The sequence below is a fragment of the Pseudoalteromonas porphyrae genome (genome assembly GCF_001298125.1).
GTDB classification, from domain to species: Bacteria; Pseudomonadota; Gammaproteobacteria; order Enterobacterales; family Alteromonadaceae; genus Pseudoalteromonas; species Pseudoalteromonas neustonica.
Genome location: NZ_LHPH01000007.1, coordinates 106,886 through 123,551 on the forward strand (window position 1 = coordinate 106,886; position 16,666 = coordinate 123,551).

General features: G+C 39.8%; 14 protein-coding genes and 2 pseudogenes. 11 read left to right on the forward strand and 5 right to left on the reverse strand.

Translation table 11 applies throughout. The features are described from left to right. From gcvH to ADS77_RS07545, 5 genes are all read left to right on the forward strand, one after another. Positions 1-390, forward strand: a complete 390-nt coding sequence (gene gcvH, locus ADS77_RS07530; protein WP_054205601.1) for a glycine cleavage system protein GcvH — start codon at positions 1-3, stop codon at positions 388-390. A gap of 175 nt (positions 391-565) precedes the next feature. Then, positions 566-3,457, forward strand: a complete 2,892-nt coding sequence (gene gcvP, locus ADS77_RS07535; RefSeq protein ID WP_054453726.1) for an aminomethyl-transferring glycine dehydrogenase — start codon at positions 566-568, stop codon at positions 3,455-3,457. Between the two features lie 1,297 nt (positions 3,458-4,754). Beyond that, positions 4,755-5,240 carry a hypothetical protein gene (locus ADS77_RS07540; RefSeq protein ID WP_152960594.1) on the forward strand — a complete coding sequence of 162 codons (486 nt, stop codon included), beginning with the start codon at positions 4,755-4,757 and terminating at the stop codon, positions 5,238-5,240. Between the two features lie 418 nt (positions 5,241-5,658). After that, on the forward strand, positions 5,659-5,787 hold the full coding sequence (locus ADS77_RS22875; protein WP_268794849.1) for a hypothetical protein: 129 nt from the start codon (positions 5,659-5,661) through the stop codon (positions 5,785-5,787). A 54-nt stretch (positions 5,788-5,841) separates the two neighbouring features. Further along, on the forward strand, positions 5,842-6,816 hold the full coding sequence (locus ADS77_RS07545) for a transposase (protein WP_054453728.1): 975 nt from the start codon (positions 5,842-5,844) through the stop codon (positions 6,814-6,816). Between the two features lie 18 nt (positions 6,817-6,834). On the opposite strand, the pseudogene ADS77_RS07550 reads toward ADS77_RS07545, so the two are convergent. Beyond that, positions 6,835-7,280: pseudogene (locus ADS77_RS07550) on the reverse strand (transposase); the annotation flags it as partial. Positions 7,281-7,865: 585 nt separating this feature from the next. On the opposite strand from ADS77_RS07550, the gene ADS77_RS07555 reads away from it, so the two are divergent. Further along, a complete protein-coding gene (locus tag ADS77_RS07555) occupies positions 7,866-8,564 on the forward strand; it encodes a DUF805 domain-containing protein (protein WP_054453729.1) in 699 nt (232 codons plus the stop codon). Positions 8,565-8,574: 10 nt separating this feature from the next. Here ADS77_RS07555 and ADS77_RS07560 read toward each other — a convergent pair whose 3' ends face one another. Continuing rightward, complete coding sequence (locus ADS77_RS07560; protein ID WP_054453730.1) at positions 8,575-8,802, reverse strand: hypothetical protein; 228 nt, start codon at positions 8,800-8,802, stop codon at positions 8,575-8,577. Positions 8,803-9,171: 369 nt separating this feature from the next. On the opposite strand from ADS77_RS07560, the gene ADS77_RS22665 reads away from it, so the two are divergent. Continuing rightward, a complete protein-coding gene (locus tag ADS77_RS22665; protein ID WP_235575731.1) occupies positions 9,172-9,495 on the forward strand; it encodes a hypothetical protein in 324 nt (107 codons plus the stop codon). Here ADS77_RS22665 and ADS77_RS22100 read toward each other — a convergent pair. Next, positions 9,446-9,596: pseudogene (locus tag ADS77_RS22100) on the reverse strand (transposase family protein); the annotation flags it as partial. The gene ADS77_RS22665 and the pseudogene ADS77_RS22100 sit on opposite strands and share 50 nt — an antisense overlap. Positions 9,597-9,728: 132 nt before the next feature. Between ADS77_RS22100 and ADS77_RS07575 the strand changes: the two are divergent. Together ADS77_RS07575 and ADS77_RS22955 are read left to right on the forward strand one after the other, a co-directional pair. Next, positions 9,729-12,527, forward strand: a complete 2,799-nt coding sequence (locus tag ADS77_RS07575; protein ID WP_152960595.1) for a hypothetical protein — start codon at positions 9,729-9,731, stop codon at positions 12,525-12,527. Positions 12,528-12,578: 51 nt separating this feature from the next. After that, complete coding sequence (locus ADS77_RS22955) at positions 12,579-12,800, forward strand: DUF805 domain-containing protein (protein ID WP_082355627.1); 222 nt, start codon at positions 12,579-12,581, stop codon at positions 12,798-12,800. A 388-nt stretch (positions 12,801-13,188) separates the two neighbouring features. Here the strand turns inward: ADS77_RS22955 and ADS77_RS07585 are convergent, their stop codons facing one another. Further along, positions 13,189-13,992 carry a DUF2306 domain-containing protein gene (locus ADS77_RS07585; RefSeq protein ID WP_054453735.1) on the reverse strand — a complete coding sequence of 268 codons (804 nt, stop codon included), beginning with the start codon at positions 13,990-13,992 and terminating at the stop codon, positions 13,189-13,191. Between the two features lie 232 nt (positions 13,993-14,224). Here ADS77_RS07585 and ADS77_RS07590 point away from each other — a divergent pair, with 232 nt between their 5' ends. Then, complete coding sequence (locus ADS77_RS07590) at positions 14,225-15,367, forward strand: helix-turn-helix domain-containing protein (protein ID WP_235575732.1); 1,143 nt, start codon at positions 14,225-14,227, stop codon at positions 15,365-15,367. A gap of 57 nt (positions 15,368-15,424) precedes the next feature. Next, positions 15,425-16,012: an ACP phosphodiesterase gene (locus tag ADS77_RS07595; RefSeq protein ID WP_054453737.1), complete on the forward strand. Its 588-nt coding sequence runs from the start codon at positions 15,425-15,427 to the stop codon at positions 16,010-16,012. Positions 16,013-16,157: 145 nt separating this feature from the next. Here the strand turns inward: ADS77_RS07595 and ADS77_RS07600 are convergent, their stop codons facing one another. Next, entirely contained in the window at positions 16,158-16,466 is a 309-nt protein-coding gene (locus ADS77_RS07600; protein ID WP_054453740.1) for a hypothetical protein, read from the reverse strand. Positions 16,467-16,666: the final 200 nt, after the last annotated feature.

The window sequence follows — 16,666 nt, forward strand, 5'->3', positions numbered from 1 at the left end:
ATGAGCAATATCCCTAGCGAGTTAAAGTATGCCTCTTCACACGAGTGGGTTCGCAACGAAGGCGACGGTACTTTCACTGTAGGTATTTCTGAGCATGCACAAGAACTTCTTGGCGACATGGTATTTGTTGAACTACCAGAAGTGGGCGATGCAGTAGACGCTGGCGAAGATTGTGCAGTAGCAGAATCAGTAAAAGCAGCTTCAGACATCTATGCACCAATCAGTGGCGAAATCGTTGCAATCAACGAAGACCTAGAAGATGCACCTGAAACTGTAAACAGTGATGCTTACGGCGACGGTTGGTTATTCCGCATTAAAGCATCTGACGAGTCTGAGCTAGAAAACCTGCTTGACGCAGAAGGCTACGCACACTCGATCGACGAAGACTAATAATTAGTTTTATTCGATATTAAAAGCCCCGTTATACCAAATGCTAGCGGGGCTTTTATGATTTTACTGCTTACCTTCCATACAGTGTAAGTTATTAAATCAAAAGCTTTTAAGTTATTACTGGTCACCCATTAGTAGTAACCATTTATTTTTTGGATCATAGGAATCTGGACAAATGTCAAACGCCACATCTCTTGAACAATTAGAGCAAACGCAAGATTTTATTCGCCGTCATATTGGGCCAAGCCCAGCACAAGTAAGCGATATGCTAAGTGCTCTTGGAGTATCGAGTGTTGAAGAGCTGATCGATCAAACTGTACCTGCAAGTATTCGTTTAGAGCAGGGCCTTACAGTGGGCGAAAGCCGCACTGAAGTTGAAACACTAAGCTACTTAAAGTCTGTAGCAAGCAAAAATAAAGTGTTCAAATCTTACATTGGTCAAGGTTACCACCCAACTCATGTACCACACGTAATTTTACGTAACGTACTTGAGAACCCAGGTTGGTACACAGCGTACACTCCATATCAACCAGAGATTGCTCAAGGGCGTTTAGAGTCATTATTAAACTTCCAAACTATGACCCTAGACCTAACGGGTCTTGATTTAGCAAGTGCATCGTTGCTTGATGAATCAACGGCAGCCGCAGAGGCCATGGGCCTTGCAAAGCGTGTTTCTAAAGCTAAAAAAGCAAACGCATTTTTCATCGCAGATGACGTACACACACAAACAATCGACGTTGTTACTACACGTGCAGAGCAGTTTGGTTTTGAGATCATCGTAGGTAAAGCAGCCGACGCTGTGAATCACGAGATTTTTGGCGCGTTATTCCAGTATCCGTCAACGTCAGGTGAAATTGTTGATATCACAGATTTAATCGCTGGCGTACAAAGCAAAAAAGCGATTGCCTGTGTTGCAGCCGACATAATGAGCTTATTACTACTAAAAGCACCGGGTAAACTGGGCGCAGACGTCGTACTTGGTTCAGCGCAGCGCTTTGGTGTACCAATGGGTTACGGCGGTCCTCACGCTGCATTCTTTGCAACACGTGATTCGTACAAGCGCTCATTACCAGGTCGTATCATTGGTGTATCTAAAGACCGTTTAGGTAACGACGCATTACGTATGGCAATGCAAACGCGCGAGCAACACATTCGCCGCGACAAAGCCAACTCAAACATTTGTACGGCGCAAGTATTACTTGCCAACATGGCAGCGTTTTACGCGGTGTACCATGGCCCACAAGGCTTAAAAACTATCGCACAGCGTATTCATCGCTTTGCCGATATTTTAGCTGCAGGCCTACAAGCTAAAGGCGTAGCACTTAAGCACAGCACATGGTTTGATACCCTAACGGTTGTTAGTGATAACAAAGACGACGTAACAGCGCGCGCTGTAGCAAACGGCGTTAACTTTGCAACTAACCACGCAGGCGAGTACTCAATTGCAGTATCAGAAACCACAACCCGTGCAGATGTTGCTGAGCTTTTCGACATCATCCTAGGCGAAGGCCATGGTTTAAGTGTTGACGCAATTGCAGCCGACATCGAAGCGAATGGCAGCGAGTCAATCCCTGCAAGCTTAGTACGCGATGACGAAATTTTAACGCACCCTAACTTCAATTCATACCACAGCGAAACTGAAATGATGCGTTATATTAAGCGTCTTGAAAGCAAAGATTTATCATTAAACCATTCAATGATCTCGTTAGGTTCATGCACCATGAAACTAAACGCGACCGCTGAGATGATCCCAGTTACATGGCCTGAGTTTGCTAACCTTCACCCATTCTGCCCGTTAGACCAAGCAGCAGGTTACCAAATCATGATCAACGAATTACATGATTGGTTGGTTAACATTACAGGTTACGATGCGGTATCACTGCAGCCAAACTCTGGTGCTCAAGGTGAATACGCAGGTTTAATCGCGATTCGTAAATACCACGAGTCTCGTGGCGATGCACACCGTAACATTTGTTTGATCCCAAGTTCAGCGCACGGTACAAACCCAGCATCTGCACAAATGGCAAGCATGAAAATCGTGGTTGTTGATTGCGATAAAAACGGTAACGTTGATATGGCTGATCTTAAAGCGAAAGCTGAAGAAGTATCAGAAAACCTATCATGCATCATGATCACATACCCGTCTACGCACGGTGTATATGAAGAAACAATCCGTGAAATTTGCGACATCGTGCACGAGCACGGCGGCCAAGTTTACATGGATGGCGCAAACATGAACGCCCAAGTAGGTGTTACAAGCCCAGGCTTTATCGGCTCTGACGTATCGCACTTAAACCTACATAAAACGTTCTGTATTCCGCACGGCGGCGGCGGTCCAGGTGTTGGCCCAATTGGTGTTAAATCACACCTAGCTGAATTTATGCCTAACCACAGCGTAATTAACGTACCAGGTACTAAAATTGGTAACGGCGCGGTATCGGCAGCGCCATACGGCTCAGCGGCAATCTTACCTATTTCATGGGCTTATATCACCATGATGGGTAGCGAAGGCCTTAAACAAGCCACTGAAATGGCCATTGTGAATGCTAACTACTTAACGCACGAGTTAAGCGCGCACTTCCCAATTTTATACCGTGGTCGCAACAACCGTGTTGCTCACGAATGTATTGTTGACTTACGCCCACTTAAAGAGCTTTCAGGCATCACTGAAATGGACGTAGCTAAGCGTTTACAAGATTACGGCTTCCATTCACCAACTATGTCGTTCCCAGTAGCGGGCACATTGATGATTGAGCCAACTGAGTCTGAGTCTAAAGTTGAGATCGACCGTTTCATTGAAGCAATGGTATCAATCAAAGGCGAAATCGATAAAGTAATCTCTGGCGAATGGTCTATCGAAAACAACCCGCTTGTGTTCGCACCGCATACACAAGGCGACGTACTTGGAAATGAGTGGGACAGAGCATATGACCGCTTCTACGCCGCGTTCCCAGTACCAGCAGTGGCAAAAAACAAATTCTGGCCTACAGTAACGCGTATCGATGACGTATACGGCGACCGTAACCTAGTGTGTTCATGCCCAGCGGTAGAGACATATAGAGACTAAATTTTAAAAAATTCCCAATTAAAGCTTGGGAATTGATAAAATATTAAAAGCCGTTGCAGCAATGCAACGGCTTTTTTGTGCATGGTGATAAGTCATAAATTATATGAACGTAGGTTGGGTTGAGTGAAACGAAACCCAACGATTCTCCAAGATCATTAGCAGCTCCCAGCCACGTAAATATGCATTGTTTGTAGGTCGTCCTTTAGGGCGAAAAAAGTGAGAAAAAGAATTTCACCACAGAGAACTCAGAGGCGCTTCGCGCTGCACAGAGGTAAATGTTGTTGTAGGAGTCTGCTTCAGCCACGTGTGATTTGTAGGTTGGGTAGAGTGCAACGAAACCTAACGATTTTCCGATATCATTACCATCTCCCAAGCACGTAAATATGTATTGTTTGTAGGTCGCTCTTTAGGGCGAAAAAAGCGAGAAAATGAATTCATCACAGAGGCACTTCGCGCTGCATCGAGGTTAAAGGCGGTTGTAGGAGTCGGCTTCAGGCACGTGTGATTTGTAGGTTGGGTAGAGTGCAACGAAACCCAACGATTTTCCGATATCATTACCATCTCCCAAGCACGTAAATATGTATTGTTTGTAGGTCGCTCTTTAGGGCGAAAAAAGCGAGAAAATGAATTCACCACAGAGATCACAGAGGCGCTTCGCTGCACCGAGGCTTATATTTATTGTATGAGATGGCTTTAGCCACGAATGGTTTACACCAATGTTAGAGTTAACCAGCGTAGGTGCTAAGCTTGCTGACGCGTGTGTAATCTTTGTTCATTGCGCGCTAGCTGAGGCTTTCTAATTTTCTAACTTTACATATATATTGTCGGGATAAATCCGCGACCTACATTAAAAATCTTATTCAAGGTTTTTTGCTAGATTGCTGGCGGGGTTCCAAGGGGCGGCTGCCGACCACCCCTTGGAACCCCGCGGCACCCCGAGCATCACGCTTAATCCTTTAAACCACAATTGATGTGAACGTAAACACCATGAAAGCACATCCGTGTGCAAGCACGGCTTTCATTTCATCCATGAAATGAATTACTCATCAATTGCTTATTTTCAGGGCGTGATGACGGGGGAGGGTGTTAAACGTGAGATTGGTGTTTGACTTAGGAAGTGTGAATTCAAGCCCACGGATTGTGGTCTAAGGCAGCTATGCATTTCTTAATTTTAGTATTTTATTATTGTTTCGAATTAGGTACTATTAACGCAAAATAATTAAAACTTTAAAATATGATGAGATCTCTAAAAAGTACAATATTTGTTATTGCTACGCTTCTTTTATCAGCATGTTCTATGATTCAAGAAAAACATATAGATGGACAGAGTATAAGTAATTCTGAAGGAATAGTTGTTACAAACTTAATTTCAAATACAGATGAAGTTGGTAACATATTTGTTCCTCATTTAAAATATATAGCGGTTTACCAAGGGGAAAGTAATGATGCCGGTGTTTCAAAAAATGTAGAATTCACACCTGATAAAAATGGCGATCATAATATTTTCAAACTTCCAGTTGGTCATTATAAATGGTGGCAAATAGTATTTGGTAACCACTACTTCCTACTGGATAGAAATGAAGGTTTTGAAGTCAAAGAAAATACAGTTACTTACATTGGTGATTTAAAAACTATTATAGACTATGGGTTTATGAGTATCAGCGCTGAAAATAATGTTATTGATAACCAAGAAGAAATCACTAAGTTCTTGTTAAAGAACTACCCAAAACTAATGAATGAAAGAGTTTTCGAGAAAAAGTTAACTGTACTGGAATCTATTTAGGCGTAAAATTTTTTCTCGCATAATGTTTTTTTAGGTCAGGCTTTAGCCTTAAAGTATTACTTATTTTCAGGGCGTGATGACGGGGGAGGGTGTTAAACGTGAGATTGGTGTTTGGTCTTGGCAAGATGCAAGACCTGATAATCATATAGAAAGCTCCTCGAGTTTTTCGATACAGTTGTGTTGACCAAAACATAAACAGTATCACGAGGAGCTTAGTATGAAAATATATGGTGGGATTGACTTGCATTCAAATAATAGTGTTATTGCTATCATTAATGAACACGGTGAAACGCTTACCGCTAAGCGTTTAAATAATGACATGTCTGTCATTTGATCTTTTCTAAGTCCTTATAAAGACAATTTAAAAGGACTTGTTGTTGAATCAACTTTTAATTGGTATTGGTTAGTCGATGCTTTAATGGATGAAGGGTTTAAACTTCACTTAGCAAACCCCGCTGCAATCCAACAATACTCAGGCTTAAAACATGCTGATGACCATAGTGATGCACGTTGGTTGGCTGAAAAACCAAAAGGGGTCAAATCTTGACTTCGGACATTGGTGGGCTAAATTTATAATTTAATACTTATTGAATAGATTACTATGTCTAGGCCGCTGCGAATAGAGTATGAGAATGCGTTTTATCATGTAATGAATCGTGGAAGAGGGCGCGAAAATACCTTTTTGAGCGATGACGACTTCAAGTATTTTTTATATTGCATTGAGCAAGCAAGCCTTCGGTTTAATATTGAAGTGCATTCGTATTGTTTGATGACCAATCATTACCACCTGCTAATAAAAACTCCCGATGCTAATTTAGGTCGAGCCATGAAGCATATTAATGGCCTTTATACTCAATACTTTAATAGAACACATAACACAGATGGTGCACTGTTCAGGGGCCGATACAAAGCCGTGTTGGTGGATGCTGATAACTACTTATTGCATGTTAGCCGTTATATTCATCGCAACCCAATTGAAACGAGCACCCCGCTGGTAGATGACCTTTCTAAGTATCAATGGTCTAGCTATTCGGCTTTCATTAAAAGGGGAGCGGTGCCTAAATGGCTCGTTCGAGATTTTATTTTTTCGCTCCAAGGAAAAAAGCGTAAATATACTGCTTATAAACAGTTTGTTGAATTTGAAAACAATAAAGAAATAAGCGCTTTTTATGGTGCTAAAAAGTTATTGTCAGTGCTAGGCAGTGAGGACTTTATTGAAAACATAAAAGACCATATCGCATCACCTAATAGTGAAAGTAAGCTTGTTGTTAAAGAGTACTCAGCAGATGATGTAATTGCTTACCTAGCTCAATACTTTAGTGTTGAAGTAGATGATATAGTAATGGTTAAAAAAGGGCGAAAAGAGAAAAATTTACCCCGTTGGTTTGCTATTAAATTGTGCCAAGATTTAACGGGATTAAATTTGCAGGCATTAGCAGGTATCTTTAATGTTCAGCATTATTCAGCTATATCCAAAACTGTCGGCAGGTTGAATGCTTTAATGGTTGAAGATAAGAAGGTTAAATTACAATACGAAAAACTTCGAGATTGTTTGATGTGTGAAGTCAAGATTTGACCCTTTTCTTTTCTTTTCATTAATCGTTGACCTAAGTTGCACCTCTTCAAGTTTAATTGATGCCACACGCTGCTTAAAATCATAATAACTTGAACGCGGAACATTAAATACGCTACAGACCATTTCCACAGACTCATGCTCACTTAATTGGTCTATCAACGAATATTGTTCATCTCGTCTGACATTAAGAGAGCGGTAGCCTTTTTTAAAATTGTTTTTTCTCTTTCAAGGCGATTAACTTTAGCTTCAAGCTCCTGAATTCTCAGCTGTTCAGGAGTAAGCGCTTTAGAGTTTGGTGTTGTGCCACCACGCTCATCTTGTAATTGCTTAACCCAACGACGAAGAGCTGTTTCACCGACTTCTAGTGAGCGAGCAGCTTCTGGGAGTGAGTATCCTTCATCAAGGACTAATTTTGCTGAATCAAGTTTAAACTCTTGAGAAAAAGAGCGACGTTGTTTTGTCATAGAACACCTCTGTTTGAGTGGTAATAATACCACCTAAATTTGTGTCCGGTTTCATTGAATCACAACAAGTGAATAGTTCATATTTATATCCGTTATATACATTAACTACTGTATATAACAAAGCACCTGTTAAAAATAATTTTAACAAAGCTCACTAATTGGGCTGAAAAAAGTATCAGCATCACAAATAAATGTAGCAGTAAAGTTGAGATATACATATTTCACGTTATTACACGAGATAGCTTCGTATTCCTTATTTAATTGCTTGAGTGCTTCTGAAAAAATTTCAGTTTTATTTTATAGTCAAATTTTCGAAGTCTTGCGCCTCTAAACTAAAGCTAGACAGCACGTATCGTATTTGCCTAAAAGCTTCTAAAACCAAAGGGGTATTCATTAGAAAGGTCGGTTAAGTTGGCGCTGTGTTTTCTTGATCTTTTTATTCTGCATAATGGGTGAGTTTTTTGACAGTTGACCTCTTACCATCACTAAATTTAAACTGGATGTTTTTTGTTCTCATATTGTTGACAAAAAATTTGAGTCGGGTAGCCTACATTTCACTTTAATATGCACACTACAAGGACTGTAATGTTTTGTAATACCGAACTCGATTGTCTTCATGATTCAATCAACATTGCTTATTATTTATCTGAGCCTCTTTTTTATATTTGTTTTTTAGCTATTAGCCTGTCTTTAAAAAATATACCAGGGCGCTATTGGTTGGTGAGCTTTCTCGTTTGCTGTTTAGTCTCATCAGCTTTTTATAACATGTATCCCCTTGCGGGGAGCTTTCTTCCTTTCTCCATTGAATATTATCAAGCATATCTACTAACCGCTCGTTTAATATACAACTTTAGTGTTTTTATATTACTGCCTGCATTTTTATTTAATTTATGGAGTAGCAAAGTGCTTAATACTTCTGCTGCGAGCATTCTTTTATCATGGCGAGGTCGAGTAACGCGAAGTATTTATTGGTTTGTTGCTGTGTCTAATGCCGTTTTGTTTATATCAATTATTCATGGACTATCTAATATGGGGGATTACCCTATGGAAGAAACGTGGTTCTCTACAGGGCTTATGTACTTAACCTTGTTTGTAGTATTAGGGTGCTTGATTTGGATAAATCTTATGGTGACAATTAAGCGTTGGCATGACCTTAATATATCTGGCTGGATGACGTTATGCTTTTTAATTCCTTTTATTGGCTCGATTAGTTGTATTATTTACTTAGGTTTTGCGAAAGGTAAGCAGAAGGCAAATCGTTTTGGTGAAGCGCTCACTCAATAAAGTACAACAGCTAAGCTAAGTGGTGAGTATTTTGCTCAATACGAGGGTGAAAATTACGAAGGTTAAACCTGACTTCATTTATATAAATAAAGTCAGGGTTGTTAATCCAATTAGCAGCGTTATATTTTTCACTCATCGAATTAGCATCTACTAACCAATTATCGCCGGATACCATTCGGCTAGCACAATCCCAAATAAACCCACCAAGAATATAATGGATATCTAAACCGTAACCCAATTGAAACGAGTATACCCTTGGTAGAAGAGCTTGTTAAATATAAGTGGTCTAGCTATTAAGCTTTCATTAGAAGGGCAGCGACGCCCAAATGGCTCGTTCGAGATTTTATATTTTCGCTCCAAGGCAAAAAGCGTAAATATGCAGCTTATAAGCAGTTTGTGGAATTTGAAAACAGGGAAGAAATAAGCGCTTTTTATCGTGCTAAAAAGTTATTGTTGGTTCTGGGCTGTGAGGATTTTATTGAAAACATAAAAGGACTATATCGCATCACCAAATAGTGAAAGTAAGCTTGTTGTTAAAAAGTACTCAGCAGATGATGTAATTGCTTACGTAGCTCAATACTTTAGTGTTGAAGTAGATGATATAGTAATGGTTAAAAAGGGGCGAAAAGAGAAAAACTTACCCCGCTGGTTTGCCATTAAATTGTGCCAAGATTTAACGGGATTAAATTTGCAGGCGTTAGAATATATTTTTAATGTTCAGCATTATTCTGCAATATCTAAAACGGTGGGTAGGATGAATGCCTTAATGATCGAAGATAAAAATGTTAAATTACTATTTGAAAAACTCGAAAGTGCTTTGATATCTGATGTCAAGATTTGCTCCCTTTCTGGACCCCTTTCTGCAGTCGAGCCCTTACAGCATATACTTCAATATCTTGCCATCCTTCACATCCAGATGTTACAGCACTAATAATAAGGAAAAAGCACATCGACAAGGTTATGATGTTGGTTGATAGTTGAGCGGTTATCTTTTACAAGTTCTAAATGGGAGAATAAGGACGTAAGGAATATAAAGCGATGAAATTTATAGTATTAGATCATAAATTATAAATGTTTACAAAGTATGATCCTGCCCTGCATGTTAGACACTCCATTAAAACAAAGCTATACCTATATTAACTACTTTTTTGATGAATTTAATTTATGAAACGATCAGTTATTGGGTTATTGAGTGTAATATTTATTTTAAGTGCTTGTAATAATAGTAATGAAAAGAATAATAAGGTCAATGAGCCCCCTACATCGGTAACGGATCCTGTAAAAGATCCAATCACTTCTTTGCTAATTACAAGTACTACAGGTGGGAGTAAAGGGATAGGAAGTTGGACCACATTTGATTCAAGCTCCGTAAGCGTAAAGGATGTTGTAACAGCTGAAGGAGGACCCATACCAAGCTCTGTCCCCTTAGATATGGGAGTAATTGATGCCCAGGCGGGGTTTGCTTTTAATTCTGTTACAGGTTTGTTTTACGGGATTATACCGAATAGATTACGTGGTGATGTTGTTGTATTTGATCCAAAGAAAGATAGCCTAGAGCATGTTGCAACAATTCCACCTATTTATATTGCCGATGCTAGTAAGCCTTTATCGCAATACTTTACTGCACCAGCTATAAGTCCTGATGGCCGTTCTTTAATGATGATTGCACAATCGGGAGGTCCGAATTTACCGCAGCCTCCTGTAGACAGTAGCCAGGTGACATCGGGGGCATTAGTCCATCTTAATATTGATGTGAGCAGTGATGGTTATGGGCAATTCACGCCGGTTTATGGAATGTATGAATTTGGTCAAAATAAAGACTACAAACAAAGAATAAATAAAGTATCTATGGTACCTCTTCTTGCGAGCACGCCGATAGGGGATGTGATTTTTTTGGTATCAAATTTTACTGCCAGTGCTTATAGCGTAAAAAATAATACGCAATTGAATTATGATGTTCCTGCCAAGGCTTTTGCGATTGCACCAAGTAATACGTTAGATTGGTCGAAGCCATGGGGTCTTGTTGATATAAATAGCAATAATATAGATGATGATGATGTCAATGCAGTACTTGGTCAGCCAGCTCCTCAGGCTAGCTATGACATTACGCGCAATGAGTTTGTGTTTGCTACAGAGCAAGCGCCAGATAATACCTGGATCTATCAAAAAGATGGCCCTGCTGTCGCGGTAAATAGCGTTGATATTGGTGTATTAAATAGTAGCCGAGGCGCAAAAAATCCGGTTGCAATAATTAGGCAGTATGGGTCTGATTATTATTTACTTACAGCAGGGGATGGGCCAAATATTGCGCCGGAACTCGATGCGGCAGCTTTTTTTGAAATTACAAATACAGACCAACTATTAGATCGTGCAAGGCTAAGTGCTTACTGGACTGGCAAAAGTGAACGCCGAGTACCAGTTGGTTTGTCTTCAAGCCGAACAACGGGTTATCACTTTGTTAATGCAACGTCTACTATTGGCGCAAACCAATTTGATAATTACATTGTGAGTAAATTTTGGGGTGACATTGATAATTTGCCCGTAACAAGCAATTCTGAGTTTTTAGATACTAGCCTTGAATCACTTTTACAAGACGCAGGAGTGATGCCATCACTCATTGATCGCTATGACTACAATGGTTTGGCACGTAAAAATTTATTCAATGGAAGTGTAAATGATGGTTATTTGATTAATGGTGTGCCTGCCATAGGTGGTTTGCCAGCTGAGCCAAGGGCAGACCGCTATGTAGTGAGTCTGGCTACACTAGGTGGTAAGCATGGTCATGGTGCAATTATAAAGTATGACCGTGTGACTGCTGAAGTGGTAAGTGTTCCCTTAGGTAACGCCACCGCAGGGTTTCCTTTAGGCAAGCCCTTGCAGCTAGAAAGCGGTGTTGTTCTAGGGGGGACGTTAAATCGAGTCAACTCAGGGGTGAATCCACAGCGCAGCAATGTTGGGGTATGGACTTTAGATATTACGACAAAAAAAATACAAGATTTTGCACTACCAGATACCGATTCTGAACGAAACGATGGGCGCTGGTACACTCGTGCGGTGAACCCTCCAAAAGGGTTTGCTAAAACAAAAAACGGTCAAATTTGGGGCACAGTCGTTTACGAGATATTTGATCCAATCTCGCCCTTTATTGCTGGTGCTGAGTATTATCCATATGTTGCAGGGCTACTCTCGTTTGATGCAAAAACAGGTCAGCCGAGTGGTGAATTGTATTTATTTGGTGAGAGTGAAAGCATTCTTGATGCAGACTTTACTGGCGCAGTTGCACATGATGATAAACTAAGCTTTATTACCCCAGCACTGCGAGTAGAAGATAACGGTGCAAAAGGCCAGCGATTATGGTTTGTGGATGTTAATAATAGAGATGCAAACGGTCGGCCAGATAGTAATTTTATTTTATTTTCGCCTGAAGCAAGCAGTGTTGCTGCTGGCGCATGGAAGATCCCCTTTGCTGCCGCTGCTGATAATGAGTCGGGCGATTTTTATGTTATGACTACTGCAATTGAAAATGATACTGAAGTTCGCATTCATAAGGCTGTGTTAGGCGAGTTAATTTCTTCTGAAATATCAATTTCCACGGTAGTGTCAGGACCTAAAGACGGATTAACTGACTTACCAGGGACACCTTTGTTCCAAGCATCTGATGGTTTATTTTATTATTTAACAAATAACGCTAAATTAATGCTTTTTAATCCAAATAACAGCACAGTAACCGTGCTAGCTGACTTTACTTTAAATGAAACGATAACTAGTGCAAATGGTTTTATTACAGAACCTGAGCAAGGCGTTATTATGGGGATTGTTTCAGATAGCAGCTTTACACAACCTTCTATTTATCGAAGAGCTTTCTCATTTAATCTTGATGAAAAAACTTGGTTCACCGTTGATGTAACAAAAAATACAAGTGTGGAAGATCAGTATTTAGGAATAACCGCAGTTGTTAAATAGCGAAGGTTAAAGGGGTCAATGAGTGACCCCTTTTCTTTAATACTTTGAGCCATGAAAGTAGCATTAGGCTGCTTGATTTGGATAAATCTTATGGTGACAATTAAGCGTTGGCATGACCTTAATATATCTGGCTGGATGACGTTATGCTTTTTAATTCCTTTTATCGGTTCGATTAGCTGTATTATACCCAAACCACCTCAAGATGCAGACTTCAGCGTTTCACAGGTGTTTAATATCAAGGCGTTACTTTGCAATAATGGCAGCCCCTTTTAAGAAGTAACAACGATGAGAGTAAGCGCCTGTGAAACGCCCAACGGGTTGGTTTAAAAGCGATTCATACTGCGTTATTGATTTTAACAAGGGAACAACCATTATTTGCAATCAATGCCTTGCCTGAATCGCTTTTAACTCCAACTGAAACTGCATCTTGAGGTGGCTTGGGTATATTTACTTAGGTTTTGCGAAAGGTAAGCAGAAGGCAAATCGTTTTGGTGATGCGCTCACTCAATAAAGTACAACAGCTAAGCTAAGTCGTGAGTATTTAGCTCAATACGAGGGTGAAAATTACGAAGGTTAAACCTGACTTCATTTATATAAATAAAGTCAGGGTTGTTAATCCAATTAGCAGCGTTATATTTTTCACTCATCGAATTACCATCTACTAACCAACTATCGCCGGATACCATTCGGCTAGCACAATCCCAAATAAACCCACCAAGAATATAATGGATATCAACACCATTAAGCTTGCTGTGGCGATTGTAATAATTTTATTAGTTGTAGTTTCGGCATGCCTTACCAGCTCAGCAATTAGTAAAGGGATCACATAAGAGCAAATACTTACAGCTAGCACGGTTGGACCGGTAAATGTTGTGGTATCAACTCCTAAAGTACCAAATAGTAAGAACCAAGCAAAAATCATCAGCCGAAAAAACAGTACACCATTAGCTGCGAGGTATAAGCGTATTGCCCATATTTTATGAAGGCTAATATTACGTTTCTTGGCGGCTCTAACAGCTAATATGCTTGATAAAATAACCACGCAACCACCAAATATAGTTAGTCCTTGCATTAAGGTGTTGCCGACGGTTCCTCTGGCTATCATAAGGTACATACCTGCTACAGAGATGGTACAGGCTAACAATACGAACACGCGGCCATTATAGCGATGAAACTTAGTATACTTTGCTCTTATTGCGGGTATGAGCTGTAAGCTACCGCCAATTATCATCACGATGGCGAGTAATACATGTACCGCATACATTGAATTACCGATGGGGTCGCTGGCAACATAGGCGGTGCTATTTAGACGACTCCAGCCAGATATTCCCGTAGTGATCCCCGTAAGCCCGTACCCTAAGGCGAGGTAAGTAACAAAGCAGATTTGTGCCATCAATAGGCACGTGAACCATATTTTTTTACTGTTATTGAGCAGTGTATTTGGTGTTATTTTAATTTTAGGCATTGGTGTTTTCTTTTTATCAATGATACAGATAACACCAATATAAAGGGCTTGTAGGGCGGTTTCTTATCAAATTCGGAATTTGAGCAACGATATATTGATAAGTTTTTGCAATTAGCGAGGGCGGTATAGACATATTCACTAACAAAGTTTTTTTGCCAATATGTATGTTAATTTGTACTATGTAATTCAGCCCACGTTGTTTGTTAAAACGTCATTTTAAGAGCACGCTATTATGCAAAATTATTCCCCTTATTATCTTCTTCTTTTTGTTTGTATGGGGTTAATGTTTTTAAATGCGTTGAAAAAAGATAAGCAGCTGGTTCATTATTTATTTGTGGTATTTTGTGGCTCCCTTTGTATGGTGGGGGCGCAAAAAATTAGTGCACCAAGCTTGGGGGAATATCAGTATTTTATTGGCTTATTTACTTGTGCAACATGTAATGCATCATGGTTAATATCACGGGTTTTATTCCGTGAGCATAACCCTATTTCACGCAGACATGTGGCAGTTGCTGTAACCATCGCGCTGTTGATCATGTTTAATCAAACATGGCACTATTTAGTTAGCCTTGATCCGCAAGCACTTTCTAGCAGTCATGTAATGTGGCGGTTAAAACAAGGCATGAATGAAATAACAGGTTTACTTTCATCGTGCATTTTAGTGCTTTCTTTTTGGGAGTCGATGAGAGGCTTTAATAGCAAAACGCACGCTCAAAAAGTGCAATCAGTGATTTTTGCTAGTGCGTACTTTTTAGCTGTTTTTAATGCCAGTATATTACCTGTATTTATATTTAGCCCAGCTGAAATTGAGCTTTATAACCCCATAATTATTACTTCATCTGCGCTGTTAATTGTATTAGCGATGCAAGCAGTCATGGCACTTCAAGCAAGTATCTCCAACAAGCAAACATCACCTCAAAATTATGAGAGTGAGGTTGGTTTTGATAGCGATGAAGTAAAGCATCTTAGCAATAGCACTCATCATCAAGAGCAAGTACCGACTGAGTTGATAGCTGGTATTTCTGAACTCATAAACAAAAAAAAGCTATTTTTACAAACGAATCTTAAAATTTCAGATTTTGCGCAAGCGCTGATGGTGCCTGAATATAAAATTAGCAGGGCGATTCGCTTTCACTATAAAGTAGCTAACTTTAACCTGTTTATTAACCAATACCGTGTAAATTATGCGAAAGCATTATTAGCAAGTGAGCAAGCTAAAGAGTGGAGTATTTTGAGTATTGCACTTGAGAGCGGCTTTTCGTCTCTGGCGACCTTTAACCGGGTGTTTAAAGCTATCGTAGGGATTATTCCTAATGAATATCGAAAACAAAATAGTGACTATCAAAGTCCGATCCTTGCAGGGCTGGTTGAGTAGATACTTATTGATTCTTAGTAATATGCATTAGGTTGTATTAACTATCGTAGGACTGTCTTGAATTATTTAGCCCACCTTTATTTAGCAAAACCTACTGCCGACTCACATTTTGGGAATTTACTGGGAGATTTTGGTGGCCAACGGCAGTTAACACAGATACCCGCCACGGTTAAAAATGCGCTAGATAATCATTATTTAGTCGATAAATTCACAGATTCACACCCTTTTGTAAAAGAAGCGAAACAGTATTTTTCTCCTAAGCGTAGGCGCTTCGCAGGGGTTGCGATTGATGTGTTGTTTGATCATTTTCTTATTCAGCATTGGCATACTTTTAATCAACAACCACTAAGTGACTTTAAGCAAACCAGTTATGAGCTTTTGGGTAAACGTATACCCGTTATGCCAGCGCGAATGCAGCGCGTAGTAACCAGCATGACAGAAAACGATTGGTTTAAAGAGTACGAAACTGTCGATGGGGTGGGGCTGGCGCTTGATAATATTGCTGCGCGGATTCGTTTTACTAACACCTTTACTGGCGCTGCTGAAGATATTACCCGTTATTACACTGAATTAGATGCTATTTTTTTAGCATTCTTCCCTGAGTTGATTAAGCATGTGAATCAATGTGCTCTTGAGGGAGCTTAAGATGGTAACGTAAATGGTTTTTAATGTAGGTCAGGCTTTAGCCTGAAAGTTATGTGAGATAGAAGTATCGCTTTGGCGGAATTAATTTTGACCTAAATAAAAAATAATTCCGCTAAAATCGTCTTGATTGATGGCTAAACCTGGCTTACTCATCAGGCCCTTTTAACGTGAAAACTAAATGCCTACGCATGTCTTTTAAAATAACGCCTTTTTTTAACATCGCGCCACTTAAGCGTTTTTGCCATTTTAATAGATCGGGTTCTGCCGCTTCTAACGCTTGCTGATCTTCAAACTGGAAGCACAGTAGCAAAGAACTTGGAAATAAGTGATATTGCACATCAAACCAGCATTGTAACATGCCAGGGATTTCAGTACGGGCTTGTTCTTCAAGTGTATCAGCAGTTTTTATTACCACTGCTTGTTGTTTTATTTGCACTGCAGAAAGTTTTTTCATCGTTTTAATCCAATTAGAGGCTAAAAATGCAGCCAGATAGGTGGATTATAACCGAGCTTGCAGAGTGCCAACAACTTTAAGCAAGAGTTAAGCTAAATCTTATCCAAAAGCTAAGTCACATGGGCTATTTGTTGTAGATGCAGAACTTGCGAATTGGTGGCTAATTTACTGTGATTTATTATGAAAAAAGGTGTATGAAA

Excerpts from the sequence above, each read along its gene's own strand:
- gcvH (WP_054205601.1), top strand. The coding sequence starts at position 1 with ATGAGCAATATCCCTAGCGAGTTAAAGTATGCCTCTTCACACGAGTGG.
- gcvP (WP_054453726.1), top strand. The coding sequence starts at position 566 with ATGTCAAACGCCACATCTCTTGAACAATTAGAGCAAACGCAAGATTTT.
- ADS77_RS07540 (WP_152960594.1), top strand. The coding sequence starts at position 4,755 with ATGATTCAAGAAAAACATATAGATGGACAGAGTATAAGTAATTCTGAA.
- ADS77_RS22875 (WP_268794849.1), top strand. The coding sequence starts at position 5,659 with ATGGATGAAGGGTTTAAACTTCACTTAGCAAACCCCGCTGCAATCCAA.
- ADS77_RS07545 (WP_054453728.1), top strand. The coding sequence starts at position 5,842 with ATGTCTAGGCCGCTGCGAATAGAGTATGAGAATGCGTTTTATCATGTA.
- ADS77_RS07555 (WP_054453729.1), top strand. The coding sequence starts at position 7,866 with ATGTTTTGTAATACCGAACTCGATTGTCTTCATGATTCAATCAACATT.
- ADS77_RS22665 (WP_235575731.1), top strand. The coding sequence starts at position 9,172 with ATGGTTAAAAAGGGGCGAAAAGAGAAAAACTTACCCCGCTGGTTTGCC.
- ADS77_RS07575 (WP_152960595.1), top strand. The coding sequence starts at position 9,729 with ATGAAACGATCAGTTATTGGGTTATTGAGTGTAATATTTATTTTAAGT.
- ADS77_RS22955 (WP_082355627.1), top strand. The coding sequence starts at position 12,579 with ATGAAAGTAGCATTAGGCTGCTTGATTTGGATAAATCTTATGGTGACA.
- ADS77_RS07585 (WP_054453735.1), bottom strand. The coding sequence starts at position 13,992 with ATGCCTAAAATTAAAATAACACCAAATACACTGCTCAATAACAGTAAA.
- ADS77_RS07590 (WP_235575732.1), top strand. The coding sequence starts at position 14,225 with ATGCAAAATTATTCCCCTTATTATCTTCTTCTTTTTGTTTGTATGGGG.
- ADS77_RS07600 (WP_054453740.1), bottom strand. The coding sequence starts at position 16,466 with ATGAAAAAACTTTCTGCAGTGCAAATAAAACAACAAGCAGTGGTAATA.